The sequence below is a fragment of the Pseudomonas sp. MPB26 genome (assembly GCF_046605355.1).
In the GTDB taxonomy this organism is placed as follows: domain Bacteria; phylum Pseudomonadota; class Gammaproteobacteria; order Pseudomonadales; family Pseudomonadaceae; genus Aquipseudomonas; species Aquipseudomonas cedrina.
Genome location: NZ_CP176793.1, coordinates 541,131 through 563,138, shown reverse-complemented (window position 1 = coordinate 563,138; position 22,008 = coordinate 541,131). Strand labels below are relative to the sequence as shown.

Here is a 22,008-nt window from a genome sequence, read left to right as displayed (position 1 = left end):
GCCATGACCGCGACTATCAAGCTCGGCGAGTTGGCCGAGTTCCTGGGGGCTACCTTGCGTGGCTCCCCGGAGAAAGAAATCACTGGGCTAGCCACCTTGCAGGAGGCTGGCCCAGCTCAGTTGAGCTTCCTCGCAAACCCTCAATACCGTAAATACCTGGTCGACAGCCAAGCCGCAGCCGTGTTACTCAAAGCCGCTGACGCCGAGGGGTTTGCCGGGGAGGCGCTGGTGGTGGACGACCCGTACCTGGCTTATGCGCGGGTGTCGCACCTGTTCGATCCAAAGCCCAAGGCCGCCCCCGGTATTCACCCGTCTGCGGTGATTGCCGATGATGCCCAGGTTGACCCAGCGGCCAGCGTCGGTGCCTTTGCGGTGATCGAGGGTGGCGCACGCATTGCGGCGGGTGTCACGGTCGGTGCCCATTGTTTTATCGGTGCGCGCTGTGAAATCGGCGCCAACGGTTGGCTCGCACCGCGCGTCACCCTGTACCACGATGTGCGTATCGGTGAGCGTGTGGTCATCCAATCGGGTGCCGTGATTGGTGGCGAAGGCTTTGGCTTTGCCAACGCCAAGGGCATCTGGAACAAAATTGCCCAGGTCGGCGGCGTAGTGATCGGCGACGACGTGGAGATTGGGGTGAACACGGCTGTCGATCGGGGGGCCCTGGCCGATACTGTGATCGGCAACGGCGTGAAGCTCGATAACCAGATCCAGATCGCCCATAACGTGCAGATTGGCGATCACACCGCCATGGCCGCCTGTGTGGGGATCTCCGGCAGCACCCGGATCGGCAAGCATTGCATGCTCGCCGGTGGCGTAGGGCTGGTAGGGCATATCGATATTTGCGACAACGTCTTCATCACTGGCATGACCATGGTTACCCACTCGATTACCGAACCCGGGGCCTATTCTTCCGGTACCGCCATGCAGCCTGCGGCTGAATGGCGCAAGAGTGCAGCGCGGTTGAGGCAGCTCGACGACATGGCGCGACGTCTCAAACAGCTGGAAAAGCGTGTTGGGGACGTGACCCCTGGCGGTAATGCTTCATCAGAAGGCTGATACCATTTCCATATCAAGTGTGCACAGCCGCTAGACTGCCTCCTTGATTTGCTAGCGGGGCGTGCGTTTAGTTCGCCCGCCCCCAATCTTTATTACAGGCTTCCCCCCGAAATGATGGACATCAACGAGATTCGCGAATACCTGCCTCACCGTTATCCGTTCCTGCTGGTGGATCGCGTAGTGGACCTCAACGTCGAGGAAAAGCGCATTCGTGCCTACAAGAATGTCAGCATCAACGAACCTTTCTTCAATGGTCACTTTCCCGCGCATCCCATCATGCCGGGCGTGCTGATCATCGAGGCGATGGCCCAGGCTGCCGGCATCCTTGGTTTTAAGATGCTCGACCTCAAGCCTGCCGATGGCACGCTCTACTATTTCGTGGGCTCCGACAAGCTGCGTTTCCGCAACCCGGTGACCCCGGGCGACCAACTGATCCTGGAAGCCAAGTTCATCAGCTGCAAGCGCCAGATCTGGAAGTTCGAATGCCAGGCCTCGGTGGACGGCAAGCCAGTGTGCTCCGCCGAGATCATCTGCGCGGAACGCAAACTATGAGTTTGATTGACCCTCGCGCAATCATCGATCCGTCGGCCGTACTGGCCGCCGACGTTGAGGTCGGCCCCTGGTCGATCATCGGCGCAGGTGTGGAAATCGGCGAGGGGACTGTCATCGGGCCGCACGTGATCCTCAAAGGTCCGACCCGCATTGGCAAACACAATCGCATCTACCAGTTCTCCTCGGTAGGCGAAGACACCCCGGACATGAAGTACAAGGGTGAAGAAACGCGCCTGGTAATGGGTGATCACAACATCATCCGTGAAGGGGTGACCATTCACCGTGGCACCGTGCAGGATCGGGCCGAGACCACCCTGGGTGATCACAACCTGGTGATGGCCTATGCGCACATCGGCCACGACAGCGTGATCGGCAACCATTGCATCCTGGTCAACAACACTGCACTGGCGGGCCATGTGCACGTTGATGACTGGGCAATCTTGTCGGGGTTCACCCTGGTGCATCAGTACTGCCATATCGGCGCCCACAGCTTTTCCGGCATGGGCACCGCCATCGGCAAGGACGTTCCGGCGTTCGTCACGGTATTCGGCAACCCGGCCGAGGCCCGCAGCATGAACTTCGAGGGCATGCGCCGTCGCGGGTTCAGCGAAGAGGCCATCCATGCGTTGCGCCGCGCCTACAAGGTGGTTTACCGCCAGGGGCTCACCGTGGACCAGGCGTTGCTCCAACTGGCCGAGCCGGCAGCGGCGTTCCCGGAAGTTGCGGTGTTCCGTGACTCGATCCAGGCGTCGACTCGCGGCATCACCCGCTGATCATGGCTAATCTGCGTATCGCGCTGGTGGCCGGAGAAGCTTCCGGTGACATTCTGGGCGCAGGTCTTATGCGGGCCCTCAAGGCCCAGCATCCAGCGGTGGAGTTCATGGGTGTCGGCGGCCCGCTGATGCAGGCCGAAGGGCTCGTTTCCTATTTCCCCATGGAGCGTTTGTCGGTCATGGGACTGGTGGAGGTGCTGGGCCGTCTGCGCGAGCTGCTGGCGCGGCGCAAGTTGCTAATCCAGACCCTGATCGAAGAAAAGCCCGACGTGTTTATCGGGATCGACGCGCCGGACTTCACCCTCACTATCGAACTCAAGTTGCGTCAGGCCGGGATCAAGACCGTGCACTACGTCAGCCCGTCCGTGTGGGCGTGGCGGCAGAAACGCGTGCTCAAGATCCGCGAAGGCTGCGACTTGATGCTGACCCTGCTGCCATTCGAAGCCAGGTTCTACGAAGAAAAGGGCGTGCCGGTACGGTTTGTCGGGCATACCCTGGCCGACACCATTCCATTGGAGGCTGACCGCGCCGCGGCGCGCGCCGAACTTGGCTTGCCCGCCGGCCCGCTGGTCGCGCTGATGCCCGGCAGTCGTGGTGGCGAAGTCGGGCGCCTTGCCTCGGTATTCTTTGACGCTGCCGAGCGCCTGCAAGCCTTGAAGCCAGGCGTCCGCTTCGTACTGCCCTGCGCGAGTCCGCAACGTCGTGCACAGATCGAAACGCTGCTTGAAGGCCGCAACCTGCCATTGACCTTGCTCGACGGCCAATCGCACCTGGCCCTGGCGGCCTGTGATGCGGTGCTGATCGCTTCAGGTACGGCCACTCTGGAGGCCTTGCTGTACAAGCGCCCGATGGTCGTGGCGTACCGTCTGGCGCCATTGACCTTCTGGATCCTCAAGCGCATGGTCAAAAGCCCTTATATTTCCTTGCCAAACTTGCTGGCCCAGCGCCTGTTGGTGCCGGAGTTGTTGCAGGACGATGCAACACCCGAGGCCCTCGCGAAAACCCTACTACCCTTGATTGACGGCGGTGAAGAACAGACCCGCGGTTTTGACGACATTCACCGCACCTTGCGCCGGGATGCGTCGAATCAGGCGGCGGACGCCGTATTGACCTTGATCGGCAAAAAACAGGAAGCTTTATGATGAAGCAAATGGGCCTGGATTTCAGTCTGGTCGCCGAAGCCCACGAGTTGGTGGCCGGTGTTGACGAGGTCGGTCGCGGGCCTTTGTGCGGCGCCGTCGTCACGGCGGCGGTGATCCTCGATCCGAACCGCCCGATCCTGGGTCTCAACGACTCGAAGAAACTCACCGAAGCGCGCCGCGAAAAGCTATACGACGAAATTTGTGAGAAGGCCCTGAGCTGGCATATCGCCCGTGCCGAGGTCGAAGAGATCGATGAGCTGAACATTCTCCACGCCACCATGCTTGCCATGCAGCGCGCGGTGGAAGGCCTGCACATCACCCCCAAGCTGGCGAAGATCGACGGCAACCGCTGTCCAAAACTGTCGATGCCGGCCGAGGCGGTCATTCAGGGCGACGGCAAGGTACCTGCCATCGCTGCGGCGTCGATCCTGGCCAAGGTCAGTCGCGACCGTGAAATGGCAGCGTTTGAACTGATCTACCCCGGCTACGGCATCGGTGGTCATAAAGGCTACCCGACGCCCGTTCATCTGGAAGCGCTGGCTCGTCTCGGACCGACGCCGATCCATCGCCGCTCCTTCGCCCCGGTGCGCCAGGCTTACGAGCTGCGCGAGAGCCTCATCGAGGTATAGCCGCAAGGCTGATGTTTTTGCCAGGGCCCGGTACAATCCGGGCCTTGCTGTCTTCAAAAACAGTTGTCTTCACCCAGTTGTCTCCACGTATAAGCACAGGATCATCATGCCGGCTTCATTCGTTCATCTACGCCTGCACACTGAATACTCCCTGGTCGACGGCCTGGTACGGATCAAACCGCTGGTCAAAACCCTGGTGGGCATGAATATGCCTGCGGTAGCGGTTACCGATCAGAACAACATGTGTTCCCTGGTCAAGTTCTACAAAAACGCCATGGGCGCCGGCATCAAACCGATCTGCGGTGTCGACCTGTGGCTGTCGAACAAAGACCCTGACAACGCGTTGAGCCGCATCAGCCTGCTGGCGATGAATGGCGTGGGCTATCGCAACCTCACCGAACTGATTTCCCGTGGCTTTATCGACGGCCAGCGCAACGGCTCGATCATCATCGAGCGCGAATGGGTAGCCGAGGCCAGCGAGGGGGTGATCATGCTCTCGGCGGCCAAAGAGGGTGAGATCGGTCTCGCGCTGCTCGGCGGCAACCCGCACGAAGCCGAGGTGCTGGCCCGCGAGTGGATGCAGGTCTTCCCCGACCGCTTCTACCTCGAAGTGCAGCGCACCAATCGCCCCAATGACGAAGAACATCTGCACGCCGCCGTGGCCCTGGCCGACAAGCTGGGCGCGCCGCTGGTGGCCACCAACGATGTGCGTTTCATCAAGAAGGAAGACTTCGAGGCCCACGAAACCCGCGTGTGCATTGGCGAGGGTCGGGCCCTGGACGACCCGCGCCGCTCAAAGAACTACAGCGAAGAGCAGTACCTCAAAAGCGCCGAGGAAATGGCCGAGTTGTTCAGCGACTTGCCCGAGGCCCTGGAAAACTCCGTCGAAATTGCCAAGCGCTGCAATATCGAAGTGAAGCTGGGCAAGCACTTCCTGCCCAACTTCCCGATTCCCGATGGCATGACCATCGATGAGTACTTCCGCAAGGTGTCGTTCGACGGTCTGGAGGATCGTCTCAGCGTCCTGCTGCCCAAAGACACCACCGAGGACTACGAGGCCAAGCGCCAGGTCTACGTCGATCGCTTGAATTTCGAGCTGGATATCATCATCCAGATGGGTTTCCCCGGTTACTTCCTGATCGTGATGGACTTTATCCAGTGGGCCAAGAACAACGGCGTGCCGGTTGGCCCGGGCCGGGGGTCAGGTGCGGGGTCGCTGGTCGCCTATGTGCAGAAGATCACCGACCTCGACCCGTTGGAATATGACCTGCTGTTCGAACGCTTTCTGAACCCGGAACGGGTGTCCATGCCCGACTTCGACGTCGACTTCTGCATGGACGGCCGTGACCGCGTGATCGAATACGTGGCCGAGAAATACGGCCGCAACGCGGTCAGCCAGATCATCACCTTCGGTTCCATGGCCGCCAAGGCGGTCATCCGGGACGTGGCCCGTGTGCAGGGCAAGTCCTACGGCCTGGCCGATCGCCTGTCGAAGATGATCCCGTTCGAAGTCGGCATGACCCTGGAGAAGGCCTACGAGCAGGAAGAGATCCTGCGCGACTTCATCAAGGTCGATGAAGAAGCCGCCGAAATCTGGGACATGGCGCGCAAACTCGAAGGCGTGGTGCGTAACGTCGGCAAACACGCCGGTGGTGTGGTGATCGCGCCTACCAAGCTCACCGATTTTTCGCCGATCTATTGCGATGAAGAAGGTGACGGCCTGGTCACCCAGTTCGACAAGGACGACGTGGAGGCGGCCGGCCTGGTGAAGTTCGACTTCCTCGGCCTGCGGACCCTGACGATCATCGACTGGGCGCTCAAGACCATCAACCGCGACCGCGCCAAGGTCGGCGAGGAACCGCTGGATATCGCGTTTATTCCACTGGACGACAAACCGACCTACAGCCTGCTGCAAAAAGCTGAAACCACCGCAGTGTTCCAGCTCGAGTCGCGTGGCATGAAAGAGCTGATCAAAAAGCTCAAGCCCGACTGCCTGGAAGACTTGATCGCACTGGTTGCCCTGTTCCGTCCGGGCCCGTTGCAATCGGGCATGGTGGACGACTTCATAAACCGTAAGCATGGCCGCGCCGAACTGGCGTACCCGCACTCCGACTATCAATACGAAGGCCTCAAGCCCGTACTGGCACCGACCTACGGCATCATCCTGTATCAAGAGCAGGTGATGCAGATCGCCCAGGTGATGGCCGGCTATACCCTGGGCGGCGCCGACATGCTGCGTCGCGCCATGGGTAAGAAAAAACCCGAGGAAATGGCCAAGCAGCGCGGCGGTTTCATCGAAGGTTGCGCCACCAACAATATCGACGCGGACCTGGCCGGTAACATCTTCGACCTGGTGGAAAAATTCGCCGGTTACGGCTTCAACAAATCCCACTCCGCCGCCTACGGCCTGGTGTCGTACCAGACCGCCTGGCTGAAAGCCCACTACCCGGCACCGTTCATGGCCGCCGTACTCTCGGCGGATATGCACAACACCGACAAGGTCGTGACCTTGATCGAGGAAGTGCGCACCATGAAGCTGCGCCTCGATGCGCCGGACGTGAACGCCTCCGAGTTCAAGTTCACGGTGAACGACGAAGGCCGCATTATCTATGGCCTTGGTGCGATCAAGGGCGTGGGAGAGGGCCCGGTGGAAGCCATCACCGAAGCGCGCCAGGACGGGCCGTTCAAGGACTTGTTCGACTTCTGCGCGCGGGTGGACCTCAAGCGCATCAACAAGCGAACCCTCGATGGCTTGATCCGCAGCGGCGCGCTCGACCGTCTCGGCCCGTACTTCCATGACGAGCCCAAGGCTTACCAGGCGAATATCGACCGCAACCGCGCGGTATTGCTCACCGCCATGGAAGAGGCGATCAAGGCTGCCGAACAGACCGCCCGCACCCATGACAGCGGCCACGCCGACCTGTTTGGTGGGTTGTTCGTCGAAGAAGATGCGGATGTGTACGCTAACCATCGCAAGGCCAAGGAGCTGACCCTCAAGGAACGTCTCAAGGGCGAGAAAGACACCCTGGGCCTGTACCTTACCGGTCACCCGATTGACGAATACGAAGGTGAGATCCGCCGGTTCGCCCGTCAGCGCATCATCGACCTCAAGCCTGCACGGGACACCCAGACCGTCGCCGGCATGATCATCGCCCTGCGGGTGATGAAAAACAAAAAGGGCGACAAGATGGGCTTCATCACCCTCGACGACCGCTCGGGACGCATCGAAGCGTCGTTGTTTGCCGACGCGTTCCACTCCGCCCAGTCGCTGCTGCAGACCGACGCCATGGTGGTGGTGGAAGGGGAGGTCAGCAACGATGATTTCTCCGGCGGCCTGCGCCTGCGGATCAAGCGGGTGATGAGCATGGAAGACGCGCGCACCAACTTGGCTGAAAGCCTGCGCTTGAAGCTCAAGACCGAAGCGCTCAAGGGTGATCAGCTACGCTGGTTGGGTGATTTGCTCAAACGCCACCGTGGCGCGTGCCCGGTGACCATGGAGTACACCGGCAACGACGCCAAGGCCATGTTGCAGTTTGGCGAGGCCTGGCGAATTGATCCCGCAGATGGCTTGATTCAGGCATTGCGTGACCAGTTCGGTCGTGACAACGTCTTCCTCCAATACCGTTGATGGCCAGGCGCTTTCTTTTTATGCAGAAAATCGCCTGATCTCGACGAAACATTTAATCTCGACCTGGACGCGCCTCTCCCTTAAGGTAGGGCGCGAACAGACAACCGGCTGGCCAGGCACCCCCTGGCCGTCGACCCAAGACGGACGCTTATGAACCCGAATTTTCTTGATTTCGAACAGCCGATCGCTGACCTGCAAGCCAAGATCGAAGAACTGCGCCTGGTCGGCAATGACAATTCGCTGAACATCGGCGATGAGATCGCTCGCCTGCAAGACAAGAGCAGCACGCTCACCGAAGACATCTTCGGCAAGCTGACCAGCTGGCAGATCGCGCGCCTGGCTCGCCACCCGCGCCGTCCTTATACCCTGGATTACATCCAGCACATCTTTACTGAATTCGACGAGTTGCACGGCGACCGCCACTTCTCCGACGACGCGGCCATCGTGGGCGGTATCGCTCGCCTGGACGACCAGCCGGTGATGGTGATCGGTCACCAGAAAGGCCGCGAAGTGCGCGAAAAAGTGCGCCGCAACTTCGGCATGCCGCGTCCGGAAGGCTACCGCAAGGCGTGCCGCCTGATGGAAATGGCCGAGCGCTTCAAGATGCCGATCCTGACCTTCATCGACACGCCGGGTGCCTACCCGGGTATCGACGCCGAAGAGCGCAACCAGAGCGAAGCGATCGCCTGGAACCTGCGCGTCATGTCGCGCCTGAAAACCCCGATTATCGCCACCGTGATTGGCGAGGGTGGTTCTGGTGGTGCACTGGCCATTGGCGTTTGCGACCAACTGAACATGCTGCAATATTCGACCTACGCGGTGATCTCGCCGGAAGGTTGCGCCTCGATCCTGTGGAAAACCGCTGAGAAGGCGCCGGACGCTGCCGAAGCCATGGGCATCACTGCCGACCGTCTCAAAGGCTTGGGCATTGTCGACAAAGTGATCGCCGAGCCACTGGGCGGCGCCCACCGCGACCCGGCCGCCGCCGCCGCGACTATCCGTGGTGAGTTGGCGTCGCAACTGGCAATGCTCAAGAAGCTGGATAACGAAGCGCTGCTGGCCCGTCGTTATGAGCGTTTGATGAGCTACGGTCTCTAAGTTCTCGCGACGATCGTTCCCATGCTCTGCGTGGGAATGACGCCTGTGACGCTCCGCGTCCCTTTGGTGCATGGCTCAAGTCTTGCGCAATGGTGACGCAAAGCGTCAGGGGATGCATTCCCACGCAGAGCATGGGAACGATCATGCTCGAGGGCTGCTATGAAAACCGTTTTAACCGCCCAACTCCTGCAAACCCTGGCCCCCTGGCGCAATGCCCCGGCCTGGCACGTCGCGTTCTCGGGCGGACTTGACTCTACCGTCCTGCTGCACCTCCTGGCCTGCCTGGCAAAAACCGAAACCCTGCCGCCCCTCGGTGCTGTCCATGTCCATCATGGCCTGCAAGCTGCCGCTGACGGCTGGCCGATTCATTGCCGATCGGTCTGCGACAGCCTGGGCGTGCCCCTGCGCATCATGCGTGTGCAAGTGCGGCCGGGTGCCAGCCTTGAGGGGGCCGCCCGTGATGCACGTTATCAGGCGTTCACTCAGGTGACCGGCGCAGGGCAGGTGCTTTTTACGGGCCAGCATCGCGATGATCAGGCTGAAACCTTGTTATTTCGTCTGCTGCGTGGGGCTGGTTTACGAGGATTAGCGGCAATGCCAGCACAGCGCCCCCTGGCCGCTGGCTATCTGGTGCGGCCTTTGCTGGATGTATCTCGGGGCGAGCTGGAGGCCTATGCCAACGAGCACCAGCTCAACTGGATCGAGGACCCGTCTAACGCCGATTCACGCTTCTCACGCAACTACTTGCGCCACCAGGTGTTCCCTGTACTGACGGAGCGTTGGCCGCAAGCCGTATCTGGCCTGGCGCGCACCGCCGAGCATCTGAGTGAAGCCCAGGGCTTGCTCGATGAGCTGGCGCAGATGGATTTGCACGCCGCTGACCAGTCTTCGCCGTTTCCCTGGCTGCACTTGCCGTCCCTGGCGCTTGCGCCGCTGCGCGAGCTTTCCGACGCCCGTCAGCGCAACGCCCTGCGTCATTGGCTGGCGCCGCTGACACGCCTGCCCGACAGCGACCACTGGGCCAGTTGGCATTCGCTGCGCGATGCCAAGGGTGACGCACAGCCTGTATGGCGGCTGACCGACGGCGAGATGCACCGTAGCGGCGAGCGCCTCTGGTGGTTGCCCGCCACGTGGTCGGAATTTTCCGACGCATCGCTGGGCTGGCCCGATCCGCAAAACCCACTAGAGTTACCCGGCAACGGTCAGTTGAAATTCACTGGCAACGCCCCCGAAGGTCCGTTGCAGGTCCGTTACCGACAGGGCGGTGAAGTCATCGAAGTGCCAGGTCGGGGCCGGCGCGACCTGAAGCGGCTGCTTAACGAAAGCGGGCTGCCGGGCTTCGTGCGTGGCAGATTGCCGCTGCTGTATCGCGACGAGCAATTGCTGGGCGTGCCCAGCCTCGCTGGACGCTGGGCCGTTGCGAGTGAGGGCTGGCAATTACATTGGATACCACAGACCTGCGATCAAGGTTTGAGCTGATAGCGCCTTTCCGGTAGACTACGCTCCCTTCTTGATACAACTTCTGTGGATTCGCCTGAATCGCAGCAGTTGCCGATTACCAAGCAGTCTTTGCTGGGCGATTCCAAAAAATGTGTAGCGATCAACGTACCGGTGTTCCATTGCTGGTCTGTCACCACGCGGCGGTTTTTTTGAAAGGTGCACTGTGATTAATGCAGGTGATCGGGGGCTTCGGCCTCTCTTCGCTTTCCCCGGCGGCTCGGACCGCTTTAACGCAGACTTCTAGGGTTTTTCATGACGCGCTACATATTCGTCACGGGCGGTGTTGTTTCTTCATTGGGGAAAGGCATTGCCTCCGCTTCATTGGCGGCCATCCTGGAGGCGCGGGGGCTTAAAGTCACCATGCTCAAGCTGGACCCGTACATCAACGTCGACCCGGGCACCATGAGCCCGTTCCAGCACGGTGAAGTGTTCGTCACCCATGACGGCGCCGAGACTGACCTGGACCTGGGCCACTACGAGCGGTTCATCCGCACGACCATGACCCAGAACAACAACTTCACCACCGGCCGTGTCTACGAGCACGTGCTGCGCAAGGAGCGCCGTGGCGACTACCTGGGTGCAACCATCCAGGTGATCCCGCACATCACCGACGAAATCAAGCGCCGCATCATCAAGGGCGCAGGCGATGCCGACGTGGCGATGGTCGAGATCGGCGGCACCGTGGGTGACATCGAATCCCAGCCGTTCCTCGAAGCCATCCGCCAGTTGCGTTTCGAAGTCGGCGCCAAGCGCGCGATGCTGATGCACCTGACCCTGGTGCCCTACATCGCCACCGCCGGCGAAACCAAAACCAAGCCTACCCAGCACTCGGTCAAGGAACTGCGTTCCATCGGCCTGCAGCCGGACGTGCTGGTGTGCCGTTCCGATCACCCGATCGACATTTCCTCGCGTCGCAAGATCGCGCAATTCACCAACGTTGAAGAACGTGCGGTGATCGCGCTGGAAGACGCCGACACCATCTACAAGATCCCGGGCATCCTGCACTCGCAAGGCCTGGACGATTTTGTGGTCGAGCGTTTCGGCCTGCAATGCAACGGTGCGGACCTGTCCGAGTGGGAAGCCGTGGTCGACGCCAAGCTCAACCCCGAGCACGAAGTCACCATCGCCATGGTCGGCAAGTACATGGAGCTGCTGGACGCGTACAAGTCGCTGATCGAAGCGATGAGCCACGCCGGCATCAGCAACCGTACCAAGGTCAACCTGCGCTACATCGATTCCGAAGACATCGAGAACCAGGGCACCGCGCTGCTCGAAGGTGTTGATGCGATCCTGGTGCCCGGCGGTTTCGGCCTGCGTGGCGTGGAAGGCAAGATCACGGCGGTGCAGTACGCTCGCGAAAACAAGGTGCCGTACCTGGGGATCTGCCTGGGCATGCAAGTGGCCGTCATCGAGTTCGCCCGTAACGTGATGGGCTGGAAAGACGCCAACTCCACCGAGTTCGACAGCAAGAGCGGCCACCCGGTCGTGGGCCTGATCACCGAGTGGGAAGATGCCACCGGCGCCGTCGAGACCCGCACCGAAGCCTCCGACCTGGGCGGCACCATGCGTCTTGGCGCGCAGGACTGCCTGCTGGAGCCGGGCTCGCTGGTTCACGATTGCTACGGCAAGGACGTGATCGTCGAGCGCCACCGTCACCGCTACGAAGTGAACAACAACCTGCTGCCGCAAATCAAAGAGGCCGGCCTGAAAATCTCCGGTCGCTCCGGTGATGGCGCGCTGGTTGAAGTGGTCGAGGCACCGGATCACCCTTGGTTCGTGGCCTGCCAGTTCCACCCTGAGTTCACCTCGACGCCGCGTGACGGCCACCCGTTGTTCAGCGGCTTCGTCAAGGCAGCACTGACCCAACATCAGAAGAAGGCGTAACCTGATGGCCCAGAAGATCATTCGCGTAGGCGACATCGAGATTGCCAACGATAAGCCCATGGTGCTGTTCGGCGGCATGAACGTACTGGAAAGCCGCGACATGGCGATGCAGGTCTGTGAAGAGTACGTCAAGGTGACCGAGAAACTCGGTATCCCCTACGTGTTCAAGGCCAGCTTCGACAAGGCCAACCGTTCGTCCGTGACCTCCTATCGCGGGCCTGGCCTTGAAGAAGGCATGCGGATCTTCCAGGACATCAAGCAAGCCTTCGGCGTGCCGGTCATCACCGACGTCCACGAGCCTGAACAGGCTGCCGTGGTCGCCGAAGTGTGCGACATCATCCAGTTGCCGGCCTTTCTGTCGCGTCAGACCGATCTGGTCGTTGCCATGGCCAAGACCGGCGCGGTGATCAATATCAAGAAAGCCCAGTTCCTCGCGCCCCAGGAAATGAAACACATCCTGAACAAGTGCGTGGAAGCGGGTAACGACCAGTTGATCCTCTGCGAGCGGGGTTCGAGCTTCGGCTACAACAACCTTGTGGTGGACATGCTCGGTTTCGGCATCATGAAACAGTTCGAGTACCCGGTGTTTTTCGACGTGACCCACGCGCTGCAAATGCCCGGTGGTCGCGCCGATTCCGCTGGCGGGCGCCGTGCCCAGGTACTGGACCTGGCCAAGGCGGGCATCAGCCAGTCCCTGGCCGGCCTGTTCCTGGAAGCCCACCCGGACCCGGACAACGCCAAATGCGACGGCCCATGCGCCTTGCGCCTGGACAAGCTGGAGCCGTTCCTGGCCCAGCTCAAGCAGTTGGACGAACTGGTCAAGAGTTTTCCGACGGTAGAGACCGCGTAAGCGCGGTTTCTCCGGTAGACTTTCCTACGCTTTTCGCTCAGGCCCGAGGGCCTGGGTCTTGTCGCCTGCAAGCCTGCCCCGTTGTTCCACCCTTGCGGTCGGTCAAAAGATTTCCTTCAGCTGCGTCGTTTTCGTCAACTTTGGAGTGTTTACAACAATGGCAAAAATCGTCGACATCAAAGGTCGTGAAGTTCTCGACTCCCGTGGCAACCCCACCGTCGAAGCCGACGTGCTTCTCGATAACGGCATCATCGGCAGCGCCTGCGCGCCGTCCGGTGCTTCCACCGGTTCGCGCGAAGCGCTGGAACTGCGTGATGGCGACAAGAGCCGTTACCTGGGCAAGGGTGTACTCAAGGCGGTAGCCAACATCAACGGTCCGATCCGTGACCTGTTGCTGGGCAAGGACCCGCTGGACCAGAAAGCCCTGGACCATGCGATGATCCAGCTCGACGGCACCGAAAACAAAGGCAGCCTGGGCGCCAACGCCATCCTGGCCGTGTCCCTGGCCGCTGCCAAGGCGGCCGCACAGGACCAGGACCTGCCGCTGTATGCCCACATCGCCAACCTGAACGGCACCCCGGGTGTGTATTCGATGCCGGTACCGATGATGAACATCATCAACGGTGGCGAGCACGCCGATAACAACGTCGACATCCAGGAATTCATGGTCCAGCCGGTGGGCGCCAAGTCGTTCTCCGAAGGCCTGCGCATGGGTACCGAGATTTTCCACCACCTCAAGGCTGTACTGAAGGCCCGCGGCCTGAGCACTGCAGTGGGTGACGAAGGCGGTTTCGCACCGAACCTGGCGTCCAACGAAGATGCACTCAAAGTGATCTCCGAAGCCGTGGCCAACGCTGGCTACACGCTGGGCACCGACGTGACCCTGGCCCTGGACTGCGCGGCCAGCGAGTTCTATGAAGATGGCAAGTACAATCTGTCCGGCGAAGGCCAGGTGTTCAACTCCGAAGGTTTCGCGGACTACCTGAAAGGCCTGACCGAGCGCTACCCGATCATCTCGATCGAAGATGGTCTGGACGAGTCCGACTGGGATGGCTGGAAAGTTCTCACCGACAAGATCGGCGAAAAAATCCAGCTGGTGGGCGACGACCTGTTCGTGACCAACACCAAGATCCTGAAAGAAGGCATCGATAAAAAGATCGCCAACTCGATCCTGATCAAGTTCAACCAGATCGGCACGCTGACCGAAACCCTGGAAGCCATCCAGATGGCCAAGGCCGCGGGCTACACGGCAGTGATCTCGCACCGCTCCGGCGAAACCGAAGACTCGACCATTGCCGACCTGGCCGTGGGCACGTCGGCGGGCCAGATCAAGACCGGTTCTCTGTGCCGTTCCGACCGCGTTTCCAAGTACAACCAGTTGCTGCGTATCGAAGAGCAACTGGCTGGCAAGGCCAAGTACAACGGTCGCGGCGAGTTTCGCGGCTGATCGATAAGTGATAAAAAGTCGGCGGATTGCGTCGGAAAACTCACGACAGTGTGGTTTTCGACGCTAATCTGAGGGCTACCATGCACAAGCCTGGTTCTTCCAGGCTTCGTGCTGTCAGTTGCTTTGAAAGTTTTGCATGGCTGTCTTTTTTCACTGGATACCCGATATTCGATGCGCAGTCCCAATTGGTTGTTCCTCGTCTTGCTCTTGTTGCTGGCTGGCCTGCAATACCGCCTATGGGTGGGTAATGGCAGCTTTGCGCAGGTAAAAGACCTGACCGAGCAAATTGCTGCACAGCACGCCGAAAACGAAGTCCTGCTGGAGCGTAACCGCGTCCTCGATGCCGAAGTGCTTGAGCTGAAAAAAGGTACGGAGACCGTCGAAGAGCGGGCTCGTCATGAGTTGGGCATGGTCAAGGAGGGCGAAACCCTCTACCAGTTGGCCCAATGAGCAACAGCTTGCCGGCCTTCTGGGCCGTGATTCCTGCCGCGGGCGTCGGTGCCCGTATGGCGGCGGACCGTCCCAAGCAATATTTGCAACTGGGCGGGCGCACTATTCTCGAACACAGCCTTGGCTGTTTTCTCGACCATCCATCGCTCAAGGGCCTGGTGCTCAGCCTGGCCAGCGATGATCCCTATTGGCCTACCCTGGCATGTGCCGCAGACTCGCGCATCCAGCGTGCGGACGGCGGCTCGGAGCGTTCGGGCTCGGTGCTCAACGCGTTGTTGCACCTGCATGGGCAGGGGGCAAGCGATGACGATTGGGTGCTGGTGCACGATGCTGCACGACCCAACCTCTGTCGGGACGATTTGGACAAGCTATTAAGCGAACTGGCTGACGACCCGGTAGGTGGCCTGTTGGCCGTGCCGGCTCGCGATACCCTCAAGCGCGTGGACAAGCACGGCCGCGTCGTCGAGACCGTCGACCGTAGCTTGATCTGGCAGGCTTACACGCCACAGATGTTCCGCCTGGGGGCATTGCATCGCGCCTTGGCCGACAGCCTGGTGGCGGATGCGCTGATTACCGATGAAGCGTCGGCCATGGAGTGGTCCGGCCAGGCGCCGCGCTTGATTGAAGGGCGTTCGGACAATATCAAGGTGACCCGGCCGGAGGATCTTGAGTGGTTGCGGTTGCGGTGGGCTAACCGGCGATAGTCGGTTAAACCGTGTCGACCTCTTCGCGAGCAAGCCCGCTCCCACATTCGACCGTGTTCCCACAGGATAAACGCGGTCAAATGTGGGAGCGGGCTTGCTCGCGAAGAGGCCAGTACAAGCACCGAATAATCACCCACTGTACTCCGGCCGCCCAGCCAACCCTTCCTTCAAGAACTCCACCAACTTCCTGACCTTCGGCGACAAATGCCGCTGCTGCGGATACAGCGCCCATACCGCCGTGTTCGGCGGCTGATGCGCCTCCAGCAACGACACCAATGCACCGCTGTGCAGATGTTCCAGCACGTAATAATCCGGCAACTGACATAACCCGACACCTTGCAGCGCCGCGTCCAGCACCGCTTGCCCGCTGTTGCAGCGCCAATTTCCCTGCACACGCTGGGAAAATTCGCGCCCGCCCTGGGCCAGTTGCCAGATATCCGAGCTGCCGATCAGGCAGTTATGCCGACTCAATTCCGACACGCTATGTGGCCGACCATACCGCGTCAGGTAGGAGGGTGACGCGCACACATACATGCGCCTGGGCGCCAGTCGGCTGGCGACCATGCGCGAATCCTGCAAGCGTCCCAGGCGGATCGCCAGGTCGAGGCCTTCGTGCACCAGGTCCAGCTGGCGGTTGCTCAATTCGATATCCACGCGCAACTGCGGGTAAAGCGCCATGAAGCGGGTGACCAGTGGCACGATAAAGCGCTCGCCGTATGCCACGGCGCAGGTCATGCGCAACATGCCCTTGGGTTCGCTGGCCAGGTCGCCCACCGCGCGCAGGGCTTCTTCGCGACCGTCTTGCAGGCGCTGGCAATGTTGCAGGAAGGTCTGGCCCGCTTCGGTCAGGGTGACCTTGCGGGTGCTGCGATACAGCAATCGCGTTTGCAGGCGCTCTTCTAAGCGCGCTACCTGCCTGCTGATATGGGATGACGATACGCCCAGCCGTTCCGCGGCAGCGGTGAATTGGCTGCATTCGGCCACGGCGACGAACTCATCGATGCCTTCCCAGCGGTTTTCCAGCATGTTGATTATCCCTGTACAGCAATAAAGTTTTGCTTTTGCCTGGATTATTAATCAATCGGCCATGTTTTACACTCACCGTCTCAGTTTTCAATTCCTTGGAGAAACCCGGATGATCAAGTCCCGCGCCGCCGTAGCCTTCGAAGCCAAAAAGCCCCTTGAGATCGTTGAAGTGGATGTCGCCATGCCCAAGGCCGGCGAGGTGCTGCTGCGGGTCGTTGCGTCCGGCGTATGCCACACAGACGCCTACACCTTGTCGGGCGCGGATCCGGAAGGCATCTTTCCGTCGATCCTCGGCCACGAAGGCGGTGCGGTAGTGGAAGCGATCGGCGAGGGAGTGACCTCGGTGGCCGTTGGCGACCATGTGATCCCGCTGTACACCCCGGAATGCGGCCAGTGCAAATTCTGCCTGTCGGGCAAGACCAACCTGTGCCAGGCGATTCGTTCCACCCAGGGCAAAGGCCTGATGCCGGACGGCACCACGCGTTTTTCCTACAAGGGCCAGCCGATTTTCCACTACATGGGGACCTCGACTTTTTCCGAATACACTGTGCTGCCGGAAATTTCCGTCGCCAAGATTCCTAAAAAAGCGCCGCTGGAAAAAGTCTGCCTGCTGGGTTGCGGCGTCACCACCGGCATCGGTGCGGTGCTCAACACCGCCAAGGTCAAGCCGGGCGACACCGTAGCCATCTTCGGCCTGGGCGGTATCGGCTTGTCGGCGGTAATAGGCGCGGTCAAGGCCAAGGCCGGCCGCATCATTGCCATCGACATCAACCCGGCCAAGTTCGAAATTGCCATGCAACTGGGCGCAACCGACTGCATCAACCCGAAAGACTACGATCGCCCGATTCAGGACGTGATCGTCGACCTCACCGACGGCGGCGTGGATTTCTCCTTCGAATGCATCGGCAACGTGCATCTGATGCGCGCCGCCCTTGAGTGCTGCCACAAAGGTTGGGGCGAGTCGGTGATTATCGGCGTGGCCGGCGCCGGCCAGGAAATCGCCACCCGTCCCTTCCAATTGGTGACCGGCCGCGTCTGGCGCGGTTCGGCCTTCGGCGGCGTACGCGGCCGCACCGAACTGCCAAGCTACGTGGAAATGGCCCAGACCGGCGAGATCCCGCTGGACACTTTCATCACCCACACCATGGGCCTGGAAGACATCAACAAAGCGTTTGACCTGATGCATGAAGGCAAGAGCATTCGTACCGTCATCCACTTCTGAGGTCGGCCATGAGTCTGGAAAACCTGTCGTGCCAGAAAAGCTTCGGCGGCTGGCATAAACGCTACAAGCATCATTCCGATGTGCTCGGGTGCGACATGACCTTCGCCGTCTACCTGCCGCCGCAAGCGGAGCAGGGCGGCAAGCTGCCAGTGCTGTACTGGCTGTCGGGCCTGACCTGCACCGACGAGAACTTCATGCAGAAGGCCGGCGCCCAGCGCATGGCCGCCGAGCTGGGCTTGATCATCGTCGCGCCGGACACCAGCCCGCGTGGACCGGGTGTGCCGGATGACCCGGATAACGCCTGGGATTTCGGTCTTGGCGCGGGTTTCTATCTGAATGCCACCCAGGAACCCTGGGCCAAGCACTATCGGATGCATGACTACGTGGTGCAGGAATTGCCCGCTTTGGTTGAAGCGCATTTCCCGGCCTCCGACAAGCGCGGCATCAGTGGCCACTCCATGGGCGGCCACGGCGCGCTGGTCTGTGCTTTGCGCAACCCTGGGCGTTACCAGTCGGTGTCGGCGTTTTCGCCGATCAACAATCCAATGGATTGCCCGTGGGGCCAGAAAGCCTTCTCTCGCTACATGGGCGAAGAGCGCTCCAAGTGGCGCGAATGGGACGCCTGCGTGTTGATCAGCGAAGCCACGGAAAAGCTGCCACTGTTGGTGGATCAGGGCGACCGCGACGATTTTCTCGCCGTGCAACTCAAGCCTGAAGCCCTGCAACAAGCGGCCAAGGTGGCCAACCATCCGCTGCAGCTGCGCCTGCAACCCGGCTATGACCACAGCTACTTCTTTATCGCCAGCTTCATCGAAGATCATTTGCGACACCATGGCCGCGCTTTGCTCGGTTAATCTGCGGCAAAAGTAGGTAGAATCACGCCCTGAATTAAATCGGGGCGTTTTTTTATGCGTATTGGCCACGGCTACGATGTGCACCGTTTCGCTGAAGGCGATTTCATCACCCTGGGCGGCGTGCGTATCGAGCACCATCATGGGCTGCTGGCTCATTCCGACGGCGACGTTGTACTGCATGCCTTGAGCGATGCCTTGCTCGGCGCGGCGGCGTTGGGCGATATCGGCAAGCACTTTCCGGACACCGACCCGACGTTCAAGGGTGCGGACAGTCGTGTATTGCTGCGTCACGTGGTCGGCCTGATCCATGCCAAGGGCTGGAAGGTTGGCAATGTCGACAACACAATCGTGGCCCAGGCGCCGAAGATGGCCCCCCATATCGAGTCGATGCGCGCGCTGATTGCCGCGGATCTGCAAATAGAACTGGATCAAGTGAACGTGAAAGCCACCACCACCGAAAAGCTCGGGTTCACCGGTCGTGAAGAGGGCATCGCCGTGCACTCCGTTGCCTTGTTGCTGCGCGCATGAATGACTTGCAACTGCTGGGTCCGCGAGCCTATGGCGAAGCCTTGGGCAACGCGGTATTGAAGGCCACGGCTGAAGATTTCCAGGTTGACGAAGTGCTCGATATTCCACTCACGGGTGAAGGCGAACACCTGTGGTTGTGGGTCGAGAAGCGTGGCCTCAACACCGAGGAAGCCGCGCGGCGTATCGCCAAGGCAGCCGGGGTGCCGTTGCGTACCGTCAGCTATGCCGGGCTCAAGGACCGCCAGGCGTTGACCCGCCAATGGTTCAGTGTGCAACTGCCGGGCAAGGCCGATCCGGACATGAGCGCAGCGGAGAACGACACCCTCAAGATCCTCAAGACCGCCCGCCACAAGCGCAAGCTGCAGCGCGGCGCGCATGCGGCCAATGGCTTCACCTTGCGCCTGACACAACTGGCCGCTGATACCGCCGCCATCGACGCGCGACTGCAACTGATTGCACAACACGGCATCCCCAATTATTTCGGCACCCAGCGCTTCGGCCACAACGGCGGTAACGTCGTCGACGCTCGCGAGTGGGCCGCGCGCAAGGCTTTGCCGGAACAGCGCAACGTGCGTTCGCGGCTGCTCTCCACCGCTCGTAGCTTGCTGTTCAACAAAGTGCTGGCGGCACGTGTGGCTGACGGTTCATGGCAGCGTGCCCAGGTCGGCGACCTGCTGGCCTTTACCGACAGCCGCAGTTTTTTCCCGGCGGGGGAGGCTGAGTGCAGCGACCCGCGGCTGGCAATCCTGGACCTGCACCCGACGGGGCCGCAGTGGGGTGAAGGCGATTCGCCCGCCGGTGGCGCAACCTTTGCGCTGGAACAGGCGATTGCCGCCGGTGAAGCCGACCTGCGCGATTGGCTGGTGAATGCCGGCATGAGCCAGGAACGTCGCATTCTGCGACTGCCCATTGGCGGTTTGACGTGGCATTATCCCTCGCTGGACATTCTGCAATTGGAATTCGTCCTGCCGGCCGGATGCTTCGCCACTGTCTTGGTGCGCGAGCTTGTTGATCTGGTGCCGGTGGGGCAGACGGACAACCCATGCGTATTCTGATATCAAACGATGACGGTGCCACCGCACCCGGTCTTGCCGCGCTCTATGCTGCGCTGCAGGATTATGCCGAGTGCGTGGTGGTTGCCCCCGACCAGGACAGGAGCGGCGCCAGCAGTTCGCTGACGATCAACCGTCCGCTGCATCCGCACATCCTGGACAATGGCTTTATCAGCGTGGACGGCACGCCCACCGACTGCGTCCACCTGGCGATCAACAGCCTGCTGGAGCCGGCGCCGGACCTGGTGGTGTCGGGCATCAACCTTGGGGCGAACCTGGGCGATGACGTGCTGTATTCCGGTACCGTGGCGGCGGCCCTCGAAGGGCGTTTCCTGGGGCGTACCGGGTTTGCCTTTTCGTACGCTTCGCGCCAACTGGATAACTTGCCGACTGCCGCCTATTACGCGCGCAAGCTGGTGGAGGCCCATGGTTCCCTGGAGTTGCCGCCGCGCACAGTGCTCAACGTCAATATCCCGAACTTGCCCCTCGACCGTATTCGCGGCATCCAGCTGACGCGCCTGGGTCATCGTGCCCGTGCGGCGGCGCCGTTGAAGGTGGTCGACCCGCGTGGCAGGGAAGGCTATTGGATCGCCGCCGCGGGTGATGCCGAGGATGGCGGTGAGGGAACGGACTTTCATGCGGTGATGCAAGGCTATGTATCGATTACCCCATTGCAGTTTGATCGCACCTTCAGTGATGCCTTCAGTGGTCTCGATGGCTGGCTGGAGGGGTTGCGCTGATGGGCCGTGAACAAGACGACTTGCTGCGTCGCGGTATCGGGATGACGTCCCAGCGTACCCGCGAACGCTTGATCCAGCGCCTCTACGAGGAAGGCCTGTCCAACGCCCAGGTACTGGAAGTGATCCGGCGCACGCCTCGGCATCTGTTTGTCGATGAAGCCCTGGCCCACCGTGCCTATGAAGACACGGCGCTGCCCATCGGCCATAACCAGACCATCTCCCAGCCGTATATGGTGGCGCGCATGAGCGAGTTGCTGCTGGCGGCGGGTCCCCTGGACAAGGTGCTCGAGATCGGCACCGGCTCCGGCTACCAGACCGCCGTGCTGGCGCAACTGGTGGAGCGGGTGTTCTCGGTCGAGCGTATCAAGGTGCTGCAGGATCGCGCCAAGGAGCGCCTGGTGGAGTTGAACCTGCGCAACGTGGTGTTTCGCTGGGGCGACGGCTGGGAAGGCTGGCCTGCGCTGGCGCCGTACAACGGCATCATCGTGACCGCCGTGGCCACCGATGTTCCACAAGCGTTGCTCGACCAACTCGCTCCCGGTGGACGCCTGGTGATTCCGGTTGGCTCCGGTGAAGTGCAACAATTGATGCTCATCATCCGTGAGGACGAAGGCTTTTCCCGGCATGTACTGGGCGCTGTTCGTTTTGTGCCGTTGCTCAACGGCCCGCTGGCCTGATCAATTTTTGCCTGCGGTGAATTCCGCTGGCGGGGATGTGTCTTACGTCGGGGTCTATTGAGTCAGCATCATCGGTGCGACGATTCAACACGCTGGATGATTCGTTTCAGGCGTGTGCCCGTAAAACTCCAATGCCCAGTTATACTTGCGTCATATTTCAAGCCTGATACAGGCATTCCATGTTCAGCCACCA

Annotated in this window: 20 protein-coding genes; 19 read left to right on the top strand and 1 reads right to left on the bottom strand. The window is 60.9% G+C overall.

Annotated elements, in window-relative coordinates:
- Positions 1–3: 3 nt before the first annotated feature.
- The 13 genes from lpxD to ispD all read left to right on the top strand — a co-directional run bounded on the left by lpxD (position 4) and on the right by ispD (position 15,716).
- Positions 4–1,059, top strand: a complete 1,056-nt coding sequence (gene lpxD / locus ACLH0H_RS02675) for a UDP-3-O-(3-hydroxymyristoyl)glucosamine N-acyltransferase (RefSeq protein ID WP_411380867.1) — start codon at positions 4–6, stop codon at positions 1,057–1,059.
- 111 nt (positions 1,060–1,170) lie between these two features.
- Positions 1,171–1,611: a 3-hydroxyacyl-ACP dehydratase FabZ gene (fabZ, locus tag ACLH0H_RS02670; protein WP_003172281.1), complete on the top strand. Its 441-nt coding sequence runs from the start codon at positions 1,171–1,173 to the stop codon at positions 1,609–1,611.
- A complete protein-coding gene (gene lpxA / locus ACLH0H_RS02665; protein ID WP_411380866.1) occupies positions 1,608–2,384 on the top strand; it encodes an acyl-ACP--UDP-N-acetylglucosamine O-acyltransferase in 777 nt (258 codons plus the stop codon). Before fabZ ends, lpxA begins: the two co-directional genes overlap by 4 nt.
- 2 nt (positions 2,385–2,386) lie before the next feature.
- Positions 2,387–3,526: a lipid-A-disaccharide synthase gene (gene lpxB / locus ACLH0H_RS02660; RefSeq protein ID WP_411380865.1), complete on the top strand. Its 1,140-nt coding sequence runs from the start codon at positions 2,387–2,389 to the stop codon at positions 3,524–3,526.
- Positions 3,523–4,155, top strand: coding sequence for a ribonuclease HII (gene rnhB, locus ACLH0H_RS02655; RefSeq protein ID WP_411380864.1), 633 nt, complete (start codon positions 3,523–3,525; stop codon positions 4,153–4,155). The genes lpxB and rnhB overlap by 4 nt, the downstream gene beginning before the upstream one ends.
- A 106-nt stretch (positions 4,156–4,261) precedes the next feature.
- Entirely contained in the window at positions 4,262–7,783 is a 3,522-nt protein-coding gene (gene dnaE, locus ACLH0H_RS02650; protein WP_411380863.1) for a DNA polymerase III subunit alpha, read from the top strand.
- 150 nt (positions 7,784–7,933) lie between these two features.
- The gene (locus tag ACLH0H_RS02645; protein ID WP_012722607.1) at positions 7,934–8,881 is read left to right on the top strand and encodes an acetyl-CoA carboxylase carboxyltransferase subunit alpha; all 948 of its coding nucleotides are present in this window, start codon (positions 7,934–7,936) and stop codon (positions 8,879–8,881) included.
- A 159-nt stretch (positions 8,882–9,040) separates the two neighbouring features.
- On the top strand, positions 9,041–10,360 hold the full coding sequence (gene tilS / locus ACLH0H_RS02640) for a tRNA lysidine(34) synthetase TilS (RefSeq protein ID WP_411380862.1): 1,320 nt from the start codon (positions 9,041–9,043) through the stop codon (positions 10,358–10,360).
- A gap of 273 nt (positions 10,361–10,633) precedes the next feature.
- Complete coding sequence (locus ACLH0H_RS02635) at positions 10,634–12,265, top strand: CTP synthase (RefSeq protein WP_076950034.1); 1,632 nt, start codon at positions 10,634–10,636, stop codon at positions 12,263–12,265.
- A gap of 4 nt (positions 12,266–12,269) precedes the next feature.
- The gene (gene kdsA / locus ACLH0H_RS02630; RefSeq protein WP_076950035.1) at positions 12,270–13,115 is read left to right on the top strand and encodes a 3-deoxy-8-phosphooctulonate synthase; all 846 of its coding nucleotides are present in this window, start codon (positions 12,270–12,272) and stop codon (positions 13,113–13,115) included.
- Between the two features lie 157 nt (positions 13,116–13,272).
- On the top strand, positions 13,273–14,562 hold the full coding sequence (eno, locus tag ACLH0H_RS02625; RefSeq protein ID WP_186691158.1) for a phosphopyruvate hydratase: 1,290 nt from the start codon (positions 13,273–13,275) through the stop codon (positions 14,560–14,562).
- Between the two features lie 171 nt (positions 14,563–14,733).
- A complete protein-coding gene (gene ftsB, locus ACLH0H_RS02620) occupies positions 14,734–15,012 on the top strand; it encodes a cell division protein FtsB (protein ID WP_049709653.1) in 279 nt (92 codons plus the stop codon).
- Positions 15,009–15,716 carry a 2-C-methyl-D-erythritol 4-phosphate cytidylyltransferase gene (ispD, locus tag ACLH0H_RS02615; RefSeq protein ID WP_411380861.1) on the top strand — a complete coding sequence of 236 codons (708 nt, stop codon included), beginning with the start codon at positions 15,009–15,011 and terminating at the stop codon, positions 15,714–15,716. Before ftsB ends, ispD begins: the two co-directional genes overlap by 4 nt.
- Positions 15,717–15,845: 129 nt before the next feature.
- Here the strand turns inward: ispD and ACLH0H_RS02610 are convergent, their stop codons facing one another.
- Positions 15,846–16,742 (bottom strand): LysR substrate-binding domain-containing protein, encoded by an 897-nt coding sequence (locus ACLH0H_RS02610; protein WP_411380860.1) that lies wholly within the window; start codon positions 16,740–16,742, stop codon positions 15,846–15,848.
- Between the two features lie 109 nt (positions 16,743–16,851).
- Between ACLH0H_RS02610 and ACLH0H_RS02605 the strand changes: the two genes are divergently transcribed.
- Genes ACLH0H_RS02605 through ACLH0H_RS02580 form a run of 6 tightly spaced genes read left to right on the top strand, consistent with a single transcriptional unit; the run spans position 16,852 to position 21,815 of the window.
- Positions 16,852–17,964: an S-(hydroxymethyl)glutathione dehydrogenase/class III alcohol dehydrogenase gene (locus tag ACLH0H_RS02605; RefSeq protein ID WP_411380859.1), complete on the top strand. Its 1,113-nt coding sequence runs from the start codon at positions 16,852–16,854 to the stop codon at positions 17,962–17,964.
- Between the two features lie 8 nt (positions 17,965–17,972).
- On the top strand, positions 17,973–18,818 hold the full coding sequence (gene fghA, locus ACLH0H_RS02600; protein WP_411380858.1) for an S-formylglutathione hydrolase: 846 nt from the start codon (positions 17,973–17,975) through the stop codon (positions 18,816–18,818).
- 54 nt (positions 18,819–18,872) lie between these two features.
- Positions 18,873–19,346, top strand: coding sequence for a 2-C-methyl-D-erythritol 2,4-cyclodiphosphate synthase (gene ispF, locus ACLH0H_RS02595; RefSeq protein ID WP_076950041.1), 474 nt, complete (start codon positions 18,873–18,875; stop codon positions 19,344–19,346).
- Entirely contained in the window at positions 19,343–20,401 is a 1,059-nt protein-coding gene (gene truD / locus ACLH0H_RS02590) for a tRNA pseudouridine(13) synthase TruD (protein WP_411380857.1), read from the top strand. The genes ispF and truD overlap by 4 nt, the downstream gene beginning before the upstream one ends.
- Positions 20,389–21,138, top strand: a complete 750-nt coding sequence (surE, locus tag ACLH0H_RS02585) for a 5'/3'-nucleotidase SurE (protein ID WP_411380856.1) — start codon at positions 20,389–20,391, stop codon at positions 21,136–21,138. The genes truD and surE overlap by 13 nt, the downstream gene beginning before the upstream one ends.
- Before the next feature lie 41 nt (positions 21,139–21,179).
- A complete protein-coding gene (locus ACLH0H_RS02580; RefSeq protein WP_010563544.1) occupies positions 21,180–21,815 on the top strand; it encodes a protein-L-isoaspartate(D-aspartate) O-methyltransferase in 636 nt (211 codons plus the stop codon).
- The last annotated feature ends 193 nt before the right edge of the window (positions 21,816–22,008 follow it).